The sequence below is a fragment of the Mesorhizobium sp. WSM4841 genome (assembly GCF_055811515.1).
Genome location: NZ_JBVVQC010000002.1, coordinates 92,223 through 105,576, shown reverse-complemented (window position 1 = coordinate 105,576; position 13,354 = coordinate 92,223). Strand labels below are relative to the sequence as shown.

General features: G+C 63.5%; 13 protein-coding genes. 12 read left to right on the top strand and 1 reads right to left on the bottom strand.

The window, feature by feature from the left end:
* Positions 1-83: 83 nt before the first annotated feature.
* Positions 84-1,337 carry an NAD(P)/FAD-dependent oxidoreductase gene (locus AC0L14_RS02525; RefSeq protein WP_123146503.1) on the bottom strand — a complete coding sequence of 418 codons (1,254 nt, stop codon included), beginning with the start codon at positions 1,335-1,337 and terminating at the stop codon, positions 84-86.
* A gap of 455 nt (positions 1,338-1,792) precedes the next feature.
* On the opposite strand from AC0L14_RS02525, the gene AC0L14_RS02520 reads away from it, so the two are divergent.
* From AC0L14_RS02520 to ybeY, 12 genes are all read left to right on the top strand, one after another.
* The gene (locus AC0L14_RS02520; protein WP_473748694.1) at positions 1,793-3,082 is read left to right on the top strand and encodes an imelysin family protein; all 1,290 of its coding nucleotides are present in this window, start codon (positions 1,793-1,795) and stop codon (positions 3,080-3,082) included.
* 127 nt (positions 3,083-3,209) lie between these two features.
* Entirely contained in the window at positions 3,210-3,521 is a 312-nt protein-coding gene (locus AC0L14_RS02515; protein ID WP_123146504.1) for a (2Fe-2S)-binding protein, read from the top strand.
* Complete coding sequence (bfr, locus tag AC0L14_RS02510) at positions 3,487-3,972, top strand: bacterioferritin (protein WP_077377191.1); 486 nt, start codon at positions 3,487-3,489, stop codon at positions 3,970-3,972. The genes AC0L14_RS02515 and bfr overlap by 35 nt, the downstream gene beginning before the upstream one ends.
* A gap of 12 nt (positions 3,973-3,984) precedes the next feature.
* Positions 3,985-5,592: a di-heme oxidoreductase family protein gene (locus AC0L14_RS02505; RefSeq protein WP_473748558.1), complete on the top strand. Its 1,608-nt coding sequence runs from the start codon at positions 3,985-3,987 to the stop codon at positions 5,590-5,592.
* Positions 5,592-6,671 (top strand): imelysin family protein, encoded by a 1,080-nt coding sequence (locus AC0L14_RS02500; protein ID WP_473748557.1) that lies wholly within the window; start codon positions 5,592-5,594, stop codon positions 6,669-6,671. Before AC0L14_RS02505 ends, AC0L14_RS02500 begins: the two co-directional genes overlap by 1 nt.
* 2 nt (positions 6,672-6,673) lie before the next feature.
* The gene (locus AC0L14_RS02495; protein ID WP_473748693.1) at positions 6,674-7,780 is read left to right on the top strand and encodes a DUF1513 domain-containing protein; all 1,107 of its coding nucleotides are present in this window, start codon (positions 6,674-6,676) and stop codon (positions 7,778-7,780) included.
* A 182-nt stretch (positions 7,781-7,962) separates the two neighbouring features.
* A complete protein-coding gene (gene tsaB / locus AC0L14_RS02490; protein WP_473748556.1) occupies positions 7,963-8,652 on the top strand; it encodes a tRNA (adenosine(37)-N6)-threonylcarbamoyltransferase complex dimerization subunit type 1 TsaB in 690 nt (229 codons plus the stop codon).
* On the top strand, positions 8,652-9,146 hold the full coding sequence (gene rimI, locus AC0L14_RS02485) for a ribosomal protein S18-alanine N-acetyltransferase (RefSeq protein WP_473748555.1): 495 nt from the start codon (positions 8,652-8,654) through the stop codon (positions 9,144-9,146). The genes tsaB and rimI overlap by 1 nt, the downstream gene beginning before the upstream one ends.
* A 145-nt stretch (positions 9,147-9,291) precedes the next feature.
* A complete protein-coding gene (gene olsA, locus AC0L14_RS02480) occupies positions 9,292-10,092 on the top strand; it encodes a lyso-ornithine lipid O-acyltransferase (RefSeq protein ID WP_473748554.1) in 801 nt (266 codons plus the stop codon).
* A 222-nt stretch (positions 10,093-10,314) separates the two neighbouring features.
* Positions 10,315-11,736: a tRNA (N6-isopentenyl adenosine(37)-C2)-methylthiotransferase MiaB gene (gene miaB, locus AC0L14_RS02475; protein WP_473748553.1), complete on the top strand. Its 1,422-nt coding sequence runs from the start codon at positions 10,315-10,317 to the stop codon at positions 11,734-11,736.
* Positions 11,737-11,819: 83 nt separating this feature from the next.
* Positions 11,820-12,812 (top strand): PhoH family protein, encoded by a 993-nt coding sequence (locus AC0L14_RS02470; protein WP_287305617.1) that lies wholly within the window; start codon positions 11,820-11,822, stop codon positions 12,810-12,812.
* A 12-nt stretch (positions 12,813-12,824) separates the two neighbouring features.
* Positions 12,825-13,331, top strand: coding sequence for an rRNA maturation RNase YbeY (gene ybeY, locus AC0L14_RS02465; protein ID WP_473636194.1), 507 nt, complete (start codon positions 12,825-12,827; stop codon positions 13,329-13,331).
* The last annotated feature ends 23 nt before the right edge of the window (positions 13,332-13,354 follow it).

Below are 13,354 nucleotides of genomic sequence, written 5' to 3'. Positions count from 1 at the left end.
GAGCGTACTTTCGGGTACGTGAGTACCGGAAGCGCAGGAAACCGCCGTTCGCAGGCCGGCATCACCTGAATATCAACATATCCTTATTCAGCGGCGCGGACGGGCTCTTCCTGCTGGAAGGCGGCGAGCGCCGCCTTCAGTCCGTCCGGCCCCGTCGCAACTGTCTGCGGCATCGGCGAGAAGCCGGCGCCGAGCATCTTGCGGCCAAGCATATGGTCGCCCGGCCGATTGACCGATTCGATGCCGAGCAGACGATTTCCAGCATAGTGATAGATGGAGAATCTGTTCTCGTTGACATCGCCCAGCACGACATGGCTGTCGCCGCCCGAAATCAGGCCGACCATCTGCAGCTTCATGTCGCCGATGTCGGACCAGAACCATGGCACCGCCGCAAAGGCGTCCGCATGGCCGACGATGGTGCGGGCGGCAAGACGTGCCTGGTCGGTGGCATTCTGCACCGATTCCAGCCGCACATCGCCGCCGGTGAGCCAGTGCCGGTAGGAGGCGGCGTCGCCGATGGCGAGGATTTCGGGCACCGACGTGCGCATCTGCTGGTCGACGCTGATGCCGTTGGCGATAGCGATGCCTGCGGCTTGCGCCAGTTCGACATTCGGAACGACGCCGATGCCGACGATGACCATCTGCGCCGGCAGGCGCTCGCCGCTTGAGGTGACCGCGGCCGCGACACGGCCGCTCTCACCTTCGAGCCGCGCAATCGTGGTGCCGGTAAGGATGCGGACACCGGTCGCTTCCAGCCGCTGCCGTACATGGCGCGCGATGACCGGCGCCACTGCCCGGCCGAGCAGTCGGTCGACCGCCTCGACTACCGTGACCTTGCGGCCGGCCGCTTTGAGCGTTGCGGCGATCTCCAGTCCGATGAAGCCGCCGCCGAGGATGACGACATCCTCGCTCCGTGCGCTCAATTCACGGATCAGCCGCGCGTCGGCGAGCGAGCGCAGCGACACAACGCCTGAAAAATCCGAACCCGGCAGCGGCAGGATGCGCGGCCGCGAACCGGTCGCCAGGATGAGCCGGTCGAACGGCAGCACGCCACCCCCTGATATCTCCAGCCTGCGGCCGCCGGCATCGATGCGCTCGATTCGAATGCCCGGCCGGTAGTCGATCGCGCTGCCGGTATAAAACGCCTCACCGCGCAGCGGCTGCGGTTTGGCCTCTTGATCCTTGATGAAGGTCTTCGACAGCGGCGGCTTGTGGTAGGGCAGTTCGTGCTCGTCACTGACGAGGATCACGGGTCCGTCGTACCCGTCCTCGCGCAGGCTGGCGGCCGCTTGCACGCCCGCATGACCCGCACCGACAATGACCACACCGTTTTTCATCGCAGCCCCAATTCCTTAATCCAAGTCTAGGACGTCTCGCCAAGTGGCGATTGTCTGGCGCCGCCGCAAGACCGCCTTTGCGGGTCGCACCCGGAATGGCGGTCCGTCAATAGTGCCGTTTAACGACGACACGGTAAAATACGGCTAAAGTTGACACTTGCAGTTTAGAATAATTCTAAACTGTTGTTTCGATTGGCTTTTCTCTCTGAAATTGGTTGACTTCCGGTGCCTTCATCGCTTTATGGAAGCTTGCGCGTCAAGCGCATCCCTTTGATGTCTGGGCCTTGAACCCTTTCGATTGGAGGCATTTCGATGTCTTTCTTCCGCAAACCGCGCTATGCCGCGGCCTGTTTCTCGCCCAATGGCAGGGACCTGCCTTGGCGCCGATTGCCTGCCGACGCGCCTTTGGCGCCGGCATTTCACTGAATTCCGAGGAGATGACAATCATGAGAGCGATGATCACGGCACGATATGGCAGGCTCGCCGCGATCGGCGCTACGGCGGCATTGACGGCGGCGATATTCGTGTTGCCGGCCAAGGCTGAAACCGATGCCAAGGCGGTCATCAAGACCTATTCCGACATTGCGCTCGCCAAGTATCAGGATTCGCTGACCGCGGCGCAGGCGCTCGACAAGGCCGTTGAGGCGCTGCTCGCCAAACCTTCGGTGGAAACGCTGACTGCCGCCCGCGAGGCCTGGAAGGCGTCGCGCGTTCCCTATCAGCAGACCGAAGTGTACCGCTTCGGCAATGCCATCGTCGACGACTGGGAAGGCAAGGTGAATGCCTGGCCGCTGGACGAGGGGCTGATCGACTATGTCGCCGAGAACTACGGCACCGAGTCGGACGCGAATGCGCTCTACACCGCCAATGTGATCGCCAACAAGTCGATCGAGGTCGACGGCAAGAAGATCGACGCCACCAATCTGACGCCGGAGTTCCTCTCCGGCACGCTGCAGGAGGCCGGCGGCATCGAGGCCAATGTGGCGACCGGCTATCACGCCATCGAATTCCTGCTGTGGGGCCAGGACCTGCACGGCACCGGCCCGGGCGCCGGCGAGCGGCCCTATACGGACTACGATCTCGCCAACTGCACCGGCGGCAATTGCGATCGTCGCGCGCAGTATCTGAAGTCGGCGAGCGACCTTCTGGTTTCCGATCTGCAGGATATGGTCAACGATTGGAAGGAGGGCGGCGGCGCCCGCAAGAACCTTGTCGATGGCGAGCCGAAAGCCGGCATCTCGGCCATCCTCACCGGCATGGGCTCGCTGTCCTATGGCGAACTCGCCGGCGAGCGCATGAAGCTCGGCCTGCTGCTGCACGACCCGGAAGAGGAGCACGACTGCTTCTCCGACAACACCTACGACTCGCATCTCTACGATGTCGTCGGCATTCGCGCCGCCTACCGTGGCAGCTACACGCGCCTCGACGGCACCGTCGTCGAAGGCCCCTCGGTATCCGACATGGTCAAGGAGGCCGATCCGGCGATCGACAAGGAACTGTCGGACAAGCTGGATGTCACCGTCGCCAAGATGGAAGCCATCAAGGCGCGGGCGCTTGGCGGCGAGGCCTATGACCAGCAGATCGGCGAAGGCAACGCGGAAGGCAATGCCACCGTGCAGGCGGCGATCGACGCGCTGGTCGACCAGACCAAATCGATCGAACGCGCCGTCGGCACCCTGAAACTCAATGCCATCGCGTTCGAGGGCTCCGACAGCCTCGATGCGCCAGACAAAGTGTTCCAGTAAGGCGTTGCCTTGAGCACGATCCCGAACCGAAGGTCCGCATAAAGAAAAGTGGAAATCGGTTTTCGGTTCGATTGAGAAATAAGCCACACGGCGCCGAGCAAGTGCCGTCAGCCATACAGAGCAAATAATGCTGATCTGCCATTGCAACATCATCACCGAAAAGGAGATTGAGCAGACGATCGTCGGGCTGCTGGATCAGGATCCCTGGCAGCTTATCGTGCCGGCGAAGATCTATCATGCCATGCAGAAGCGTGGTCGCTGTTGCGGCTGCTTCCCAAATGTGGTCGAAACGATCATTCGGGTAACCGAAAATTACCACACCCGCTCGGAGGCGAGCGGCGTGGATGTCGTTTCACACCTGGATCGCGTCAGAGGCCTGCGCGTCCAATATGGGAGCAGAACCCATGAAAGGCGAACAGCAGATCATAGAGCGGCTTAACGAGGCTCTGTTTCTGGAACTTGGAGCGGTCAATCAGTACTGGGTGCATTTCCGGCTGCTGGAAGACTGGGGATACGCCAAGCTGGCAAAGAAGGAACGCGCGGAATCGATCGAGGAGATGCACCATGCCGACCGGCTCGTGGCTCGCATCATCTTCCTCGAAGGCCATCCGAACCTGCAGTCGGTAGCACCGCTGCGCATCGGACAGAATGTCAAGGAAGTGCTCGAATCCGATCTTGCCGGCGAATATGACGCGCGCACTGCCTACAAGCGTTCGCGTGAGATTTGCGAAGAAGCAGGCGACTACGTGACGATGAAGCTGTTCGAGGATCTGCTGTCCGACGAGGAAGGTCACATCGATTTCCTCGAGACGCAACTCGACCTGCTCGCCTCGATCGGCGAAGAGAAATACGGCCAGCTCAACGCGGCATCGGCCGACGAGGCGGATTAGGGACATGCAGGAATGCGGCGCCCCTTAGATTTCTTGCGCCGCTTGCGGCGGGCCGAGGATTACGGCCTGCCGTTCCAGCAAAACCCGCGATACAGCTGGCGTCGCTGGCTTTCGCTTGCCGTAGTGGTCGCACATACGGCCTCGGCGCTGGCCGGCGCGCCCGAACCGGCGGGCCTCGCCACGAGCCGCACCGATCTGACGCCGAAGGATCTGGCGCGCGTCATCGCAATCACCAGGCCGACCAAGGATTTTTCCAAGCCCGAGCAGTTCGAGCCGATGCAGGGCGGCGCCGGCACGTCGCGGAAAGGTGCCAACAAGGACGCCTTCTCGCAATCCTCGACCAATATCACTTTCGAGGAAGAGGGCACCTTCAAGCTCGGCAATGCCATTTTCCGCAAGAACTGGGTGTCGTCGCCCTCGTCGACGCAGGCATCGGACGGGCTTGGGCCGCTATTCAACGAGCGGGCGTGCCAGAATTGCCATCTGAAGGACGGTCGCGGTCATCCGCCGGAAGCCGACAGCGGTACCACCTCGATGTTCCTGAGGCTGGCGCGGCAAGCGAGCACCGAGGAGGAGAAGGCAGCGCTGGCCGCCCGCAAGGTGCTCAACTTCCCCGATCCGGTCTATGGCTCGCAATTGCAGGACCTGGCAGTTCCAGGCCTTTGGGGCGAAGGCCGGATGCGTGTCGACTATCAGGAGCAGAAAGTCACGCTGGCGGACGGTACAGTGGTTTCGCTGCGCAAGCCGAGCTATTCGGTCGACGACCTTGCCAACGGGCCGCTCGATCCGCACACCACGCTTTCGCCGCGCATGACGCCGCCGATGATCGGCCTCGGCCTGGTCGAGCAGATCGCGCCGGCGGACATTCTCACCCATGCCGATCCGGACGATCGGAATAGTGACGGCATCTCCGGCAGGCCCAACATCGTGCACGACGGCCAAAGCGGCGAACTGACGCTCGGCCGCTTCGGCTGGAAGGCGCAGACGCCATCGATCCGCCAGCAAGCGGCGGACGCATTCGCCGGCGACATCGGCATTTCGACGCCGGAAGTGCCGAACCACTGGGGCGATTGCACCGCGGCCGAAAAGGCATGTCTTGCCATGCCGAACGGCGCACAGGAGCGCCTCGGCCCGGTCGAGGCGCCGTCGCCGGTGATGGACCTCGTCACCTTCTATTCGCAAAACCTCGCCGTGCCGGCGCGGCGCGATCTCGACAAACCCGATGTGCTGGCCGGCAAGAAGCTGTTCTACGACATGGGCTGCATTTCCTGCCATACGCCGAAATTCGTCACCCGTCGCGGCACGCCCAACAAGGCGCAGGCCTTCCAGTTGATCTGGCCCTATTCCGATTTTCTGCTGCACGACATGGGGCCGGGCCTCGCCGACGGGCAAGCGGTGGGCGAGGCTACCGGCAGCGAATGGCGCACGCCGCCGCTGTGGGGCATCGGTCTCACCCAGACCGTCAACGGCAACAGCTTCTTCCTGCATGACGGGCGCGCGCGCACCCTGACCGAGGCGATCCTGTGGCATGGCGGCGAGGGGCAAAAGGCGCGCGACCGCTTTGCCGCCGCGGATGCGGCCAATCGCGACGCACTGGTCAAATTCCTGGAGTCGTTCTGATGTCGAAACGTCTTGCGCTTGGTCTGGTTCTCCCGCTGGTCCTCGCCGGTGCATTGCCTGCGTCCGCGGCGGTCAAGGCTTCCGACGTGATCCAGCGGGCGATCGACGGCTTTGTCCGCCCGGCCTATGCACGCCTGCATGACCATGCGGACAGCCTGACCAAGGCAATGCGCACGCTTTGCCACGCGCCCTCGCAGGACCATCTCGATGCGGCGCGCGCCGAGTTCTCCGGCACTGTGGATGCCTGGTCGGTCGTCGAGATCATCCGCATCGGGCCGATCACGCAGAACAACCGGCTGGAGCGCATGCTGTTCTGGCCGGACCGCAAGAGCATCGGCCTGAGGCAGGTGCAGGCGGCGCTGGCCAATAAAGACCGGACCGCCGCCGATCCGGTCCAGCTGGCGACAAAGAGCGTCGCCATGCAAGGGCTCGGCGCGCTGGAATTCGTGCTTTACGGCGATGGCGCCGAGCGGCTCGCCCGCAAGGACGATCCCTATCGTTGCGCTTACGGCGCGGCCGTCGCCGGCAACATCAAAACGATTGCTGCCGAGGTCAGCGACGCCTGGAACAGGCCCGACGGTTTTGCAGCACTTTGGGCGAATCCGGGACCGCAAAACGCGCTCTACCGCGACGGCACGGAAGCGGTGACCGAACTGGTCGGCGTCTTCATCAACGAACTGGAGATGGTACGTGACGTGCGCCTGAAAGGCTTTCTGGGCAGTAGCCCGGAGGCCGACAAGCCCAGACAGGCGATCTATTGGCGCTCACAAAACACCGCGCGTTCGCTGACCGGAAATCTTGCAGGCGTGGACGCGCTGTTCCAGGCATCGCAGCTTGGCGATGCGCTGTCGCCCGACGCACGCTGGATGGCGGAATCGATCCACATCCAGCTCGTCAACGGGGCCGCCGACGCCACCGCCATCAGAGGTCCGATCGACAAGGCGCTCGCCGATCCGGCGCTGCGCCAGAAGCTCGACCACTTCTCGCTGGTGACATCCAGCCTGACGACCCTGATCGGCACCAGGCTGACCGCCGAATTCGGCCTGACCGCTGGCTTCTCATCACTCGACGGAGACTAACTCTGAGGACGCCGCTGATCGATCGTCGTGATTTCCTCAGGGCCGCAGGCGTTGGCTTTGTTGCAGCGATGGCGCCTTCGGCATGGGCAAAGACGCTTGCCGCCGACGCCGTCTTCGCCACGGCGTTCGTCAAGCGCGACGGCAGCTATGGCGCGGCCATCCTGTCCGAAGCCGGCAAGGTCCTGCACGCCATCCACTTTCCCGGCCGCGGTCACGACGTCACCTTCGATCCGGTGTCGAAGCGCTCCGTGGTCTTTGCCAGGCAGCCCGGCACCTTCGCGGTGGTCTTCGACCACACGGGTCGCGACGCGCCGCTGACCATCGCCAGCGTCAGTGGACGGCATTTCTTCGGCCACGGCGTGTTTTCGACCGACGGTGCGCTGCTCTACGCCACCGAGAACGATTTCGACAATGCCGCCGGCGTGGTCGGTGTCTACGACGCGCGTGCGAGATTCAAGCGGGTTGGTGAGTTCCCGACCTATGGCATGGGCCCGCACGAGCTTCTGCTGCTGGGCGACGGCAGGACGATTGCCGTCGCCAATGGCGGCATCGAGACGCATCCGGATTATGGCCGCGCCGAGCTCAACATCGCGACAATGAAGCCATCCTATGTTCTGGTCGACCGCCTCACCGGTGACCTCGTCGAAAAGCACGAATTGCCGCCGGCGCTGCACCTGCTGTCGATCCGTCACATGGATGTTGACCGATCCGGCACGGTCTGGTTCGGCTGCCAGTACAGGGGGCCGGGCACCGATCGTCCGCTGCTGGTCGGCCGCGCCGCCCGCGGCGAGGATCTGCAACTGCTCGACATGCCGGGCGACGTGCTGTCCGGCTTCAGGAACTATATAGGCTCGGTCGCTGCCAATCCTGCTGCCGGTACCGTCGCCGTGTCCTCGCCGGAAGGCAACTCGCTTGCCGTCATCGATGCGGCCAGCGGCCGGATCGTCGCCACCAGCGCGCTGGCCGAGGTCTGCGGCGTGGCGCCCGACGGGGCGAGCTTCATGGCGACGACAGGCACCGGCGAAATCGTCGAAGTGGGCGGCGCAATAAGGTCCGAACCGGACTATGTCTGGGACAATCACATGCTGCGCATCGAGCAGGCCGGATAAGTGCGTCCGGCACCGGTTCCCAAACGGCTACGCTCGCTAGAAGGTACCGCCTTCGGGCGAGATCGAAGCGAAGCCGCCAAACGAATTATGCATTATCCCCTTGCGGGGACGAGCCATGGCAGGCACAGGGACACTGTTTTTCGAACCCCTGTGCCCAAGCGGGTGCTCCAACCGGCCGCCTCATGAAGCTGCTTGCCATCGACTGCGCCGCCAATCTCTGCGCCGCCTGTGTCTACGACGCGGCGGTCGGGAAAGAGCTCGGCCGTTCGGTGTTCGATCTCGGCAAGGGCCATGCCGAGCATTTGATGGCCGTGATCGAGGAGGCGTTGAAGGCGGCCGGGACCGACTATGCCGGCCTCGGCGCCATCGCTGTCTCCACCGGTCCGGGCTCCTTCACCGGCCTGCGCGTCGGTGTCTCGGCGGCGCGGGGCCTGGCGCTGGCGCTGAAAATTCCGGCAATCGGGGTGACGACGCTGGAAGCGCTGGCTGCGCAGGCGAAAGAGACATTTCCCGGCCGCGCCGTGCTGGTCGCGCTCGACGCCGGCCGCGAGGAAATCCATGCAGCACTTTACGACGAAGCATCCGTTTTGATTTACGGTCCCGCGGTGACCACGCTTTCGCAAGCCGCCGCCATGGCGGTGGATAGGTCTCCAGTTATGGCCGGCACGGCGACATCGCAAATTGCCGCTTCGGTCGGGCGCGCCTTCGACATCGGCCCGACAAGTGCCACTGCGGATATCGCAATCTATGCCCGGCTGGCCGCTACCAAGGGTGAAGGCGAAAAGCCGAAACCGCTTTATTTGCGCGGGGCGGACGCCAAGCCGCAGGCCGGGTTTATCCTGTCCAGGAAGAAAGCCGGGAAGAAAAACTGATGCGCATTCCTTTCCTCCAGCCGCGCCGCAGGGACTTTGCGCTCGAGCCGCTGACGATTGCCGACAGCGCGGCCATGTCGGTGCTGCATCGCGAGGATTTCGTCCGGCCGTGGACCGACGACGAATTCGCCGCACTGCTCGAGCAGGACACGGTGTTCGGCTATGCCGCGCGCGAGACCGGACAGGGTGCCAAGCCGCCGGTCGGTTTCGTGCTGGCGCGCCTGGCGGCCGGCGAAGGCGAGGTCCTGACTGTCGCGGTGGCGCGCTCCCATCGCCGCCAGGGCCTTGGCTGGCAACTGATGGATGCCGTTCTGCGCGAACTGCATGCGCAACGCGCCGAGGCGCTTTTCCTCGAGGTCGACGAGACCAACATCGCCGCGATCGCGCTCTATCGGCGGCTGGGATTCCGCGAGGTCGGCAAACGTGCCAACTATTACAGATCGCCCGAGCACGGCCCGACCGGGGCGCTTGTCATGCGCCGCGATCTTCGGTAGCGCATCGGCCCGCAAATCGGAACCGATTTTCGGAAAGCACAATGCGTAGATTCGGATGCGCAGATTCAAAAATGCTAGAGAGCACTTTGTGCGTACAATTGGGCGCACGTCGCTCTAGCCATAGATGGGGCAGGGCCAAGAGCGGATGATCGGAAAAATCAGGATTTTCCTGGCGCTGGGCCTCGTTGTCGCCGGCTCGTTGATCCTCGTGCCGCTGCAGATCCTGTCGATGAAGACCGGGCTCTGGTCCGAGACGTTCATCCTGAAGATCTGGCACCGGCTCATCATCCGAGCGCTGGGCATGCGCATCCATGTCAAGGGGACCTTGTCCAGCCAGCGCCCGCTATTGGTTGCGTCGAACCACATCTCCTGGACCGACATCATGGTGCTGGGATCGATGGTCGACGTGACGTTCATCGCCAGGGCCGACATGGCCGGCTGGCCATTGATCGGCATGTTGTCGAAGCTGCAGCGCACCGTCTTCATCGAGCGCGAGCGCAAGCGTTCGTCGGGCGACCAGGCGAGCGAGATCGCCAACCGCATGGCCAAGGGCGACGCCATGGTGCTGTTTGCCGAAGGTTCGACCGGTGACGGCAACATGATCTTGCCGTTCAAGAGCACGCTGTTCGGGGCCGCCTCGATGGCGATTTCGGAAGGGGCGGCCGAACGGGTCTTCATCCAGCCGGTGGCGATCGTCTATACGCGCCTGCACGGCGTGCCGCTCGGCCGCAGGCACCGGCCGATTGCCGCCTGGATCGGTGACGAGGATTTGATGCCGCATCTCAAGATCCTGATGGCAGAGGGCGGGCTCGATGTCGAAGTGCATTTCGGCGAGCCGGTTGCCTTTTCCAAGGGCTCCAACCGCAAGGAAACGGCAAGGCTGATGGAGAGTCGGGTGCGCGATATGGTGCAGGCGACGCTCGCCGATCCGCACCCGAGCCGGTAGGCCGGAAAAGCTCCAGCGCAAATTCACGTGCACCAGCATCCTTTGCGCGTCCAAGAGGACGCGCGGTGCTGCATTTTGCAGCCAAGTGGAATCATTTGGCGTCGCACAAATGCGGCTAAAACAAACAGATAGAGCGGGATGCCCCCGTTCAATCCAAATGCATCCCGCTCTACGGGCAGAATCGTCTGTTTTTTGTCGGGGAAAGGCGTTAGAAGCCGCCAGATGGAATTGAATACGATAGAACGGGACGACACCAATACTGCCGCCGAGAGTGCGGTCGTACCGTCTGCCGCAAGCAGGAAGGTCTTCGTCAAGACCTATGGCTGCCAGATGAACGTCTACGATTCGCAGCGCATGACCGACGCGCTGGCCGCCGACGGCTATGTGGCGACGGACGCCATCGCCGAGGCCGATCTGGTGCTGCTTAACACCTGCCATATCCGCGAGAAAGCCGCCGAAAAGGTCTATTCCGAACTCGGCCGCATTCGTGAGATGAAGGCCGAACGGGCACGGGCCGGCCGCGAGATGCTGGTCGGTGTCGCCGGCTGCGTGGCGCAGGCCGAGGGCTCCGAGATCATCCGCCGCTCGCCGGCCGTCGATCTGGTCATCGGCCCCCAGACCTATCACAGGCTGCCGCATGTGCTGGCACGGGTGCGCGGCGGCGAAAAGATCGTCGAGACCGACTATGCCATCGAGGACAAATTCGAGCATCTGCCGCAGCCGAAACGCGCCGAGATCATCAGGCGCGGCGTTACCGCGTTTTTGACCGTGCAGGAGGGCTGCGACAAGTTCTGCACCTTCTGCGTCGTGCCCTATACCAGAGGCTCGGAAGTGTCGCGGCCGGTGGCGCAGATCGTCGCCGAGGCCGAGCGGCTGGCGCAAGCCGGCGTGCGCGAGGTGACGCTGCTTGGCCAGAACGTCAATGCCTGGCATGGCGAGGGCGAAGCCAAAGGGGGCAAGACCGAGGAATGGGGTCTTGGCCGCCTGCTGTTCCGGCTGGCCGAGATTCCCGGGCTGGCGCGGTTGCGCTATACCACCAGCCACCCGCGCGACATGGACGACGAATTGATCGCCGCCCACCGTGATTTGCCGGCGCTGATGCCCTATCTGCATTTGCCTGTGCAATCCGGCTCCGACCGCACACTCAAGGCGATGAACCGCAGGCATACGGCAAAGGACTATCTGACGCTGCTCGACCGGATCCGCGCCGCACGGAGCGATATCGCGCTTTCGGGCGACTTCATTGTCGGCTTTCCCGGCGAGACGGATGCGGATTTCGAGGCGACGATGGACCTTGTCCGCCAGGTGAACTATGCCTCGGCCTTCTCGTTCAAATATTCACCGCGCCCCGGCACGCCGGGCGCAGAAATGGCCGATCATGTGCCGGAAGCCGTCAAGGACGAGCGCCTGCAGCGGCTGCAGGCGCTGCTGCTGAAGCAGCAGCAGGATTTCGGCGCGAGCCTGGTCGGCAGCACCATCGACACGCTGATCGAGAAGCCGGGTCGCCAGGCCGGCCAGAAGGTCGGCCGCTCGCCGTGGCTGCAGCCGGTTATTGTTGATGAAATGTCCGGCGAAATCGGTGAGATTATCCAGGTACGAATCACGAAGACGGGTTACAACAGCCTGTTCGCCGAATTGGCCTGAAGGTCTCGGCAGATGAGGAGAGACGGTTGAGCGCTGCGGAAGTGAAGAACCTGCCCCAGAACCTACCATCGGGGGCTTCGGATATGGCGCACATCGTTCTGACTTTCGACAACAACAAGCTTGCCAGCGCCCTTTATGGCCAGTTCGACGAAAATCTGGCCAGGCTTGAGCAGAAGCTTGGCGTCGATATCCGCTCGCGAGGCAACCAGCTGACCATCAAGGGCTCCGCCTCGGCCGCCGAGCAGGCGCGCCGCGCCCTGGATAATCTCTACGGCATTCTCCAGAAAGGCGCTGACATCGGCCAATCGGACGTCGACGGCGCCGTGCGCATGGCGATCGCCGCCGACGACCAGCTGACGCTGCCGACGCTGGAGCGCAAGGGCAAGGTGTCCGCCGCCCAGATATCGACGCGCAAGAAGACGATCTATGCCCGTTCGCTCAACCAGGACGCCTATATGCGCGCGCTGGAGCGGTCCGAACTCGTCTTCGGCATCGGCCCGGCCGGCACTGGAAAAACCTTCCTCGCCGTGGCGCATGCGGCGATGCTGCTCGAACGCGGCATGGTCGAGCGCATCGTGCTGTCGCGGCCGGCCGTCGAGGCCGGCGAGCGGCTCGGCTTCCTGCCCGGCGACATGAAGGAGAAGGTCGATCCCTATCTGCGGCCGCTCTACGACGCGCTTTACGAGATGATGCCGGCCGACAAGGTCGAGCGGGCGATAGCCGCCGAGGTGATCGAGATCGCGCCGCTGGCCTTCATGCGCGGCCGCACGCTGGCGCACTCCGCCGTCATCCTCGACGAGGCGCAGAACACCACGCCGATGCAGATGAAGATGTTCCTGACCCGTCTCGGCGAGAATTCACGCATGATCGTCACCGGCGATCCGACCCAGATCGACCTGCCGCAAAACACCAAATCCGGTCTGGTCGAGGCGCTCAGGATCCTCGACGGCGTAACCGGCATGGTGACGGTGCGCTTCAACGAAGGCGACGTCGTCAGGCATCCGTTGGTCGCCGAGATCGTCAAGGCCTACGACCGTGACGGCAAGCTGGCCCGGGGCCTCGGCGCCGAAGGCTGATGATGCGGCCTTATGGCTGAGGACAAAAAGTCTGTAGGCGGGGACCTTCCGGTTCCCGTCGACATCGATATAGCGGTCGAAGCGGGCGACTGGCCCGATGAGGCCGCGCTGACGCGGCTGGTCGATCGCGCCGTTGCCGCTGCATTTGCCGAAACCGGCGCGGCCGGCCGTTCCGAGCTCAGCATCGTCTTTTCTGACGATGCCCATATCCGCAGCCTCAATGCCGGTTGGCGCGGCAAGGACAAACCGACCAACGTCTTGTCTTTCCCGGCTTTTCCGCTCGCGAAGGGCGGTCCGCTGCCCCCCATGCTGGGCGACATCGTGCTGGCCGCCGAGACGGTCGCGCGGGAATCCGCACTGGAAGACAAGCCTGTCGAGAACCATATCATCCATCTCGTCATCCACGGCCTGCTGCATTTGCTGGGCTACGATCACGAGACCGACGCCGAGGCCGAGGAAATGGAAGCCGTCGAACGCGCAGCACTTGCGAGGCTTGCCATTCCCGATCCCTACGCGTAACTAAAAAGATCAAATGACCGGAC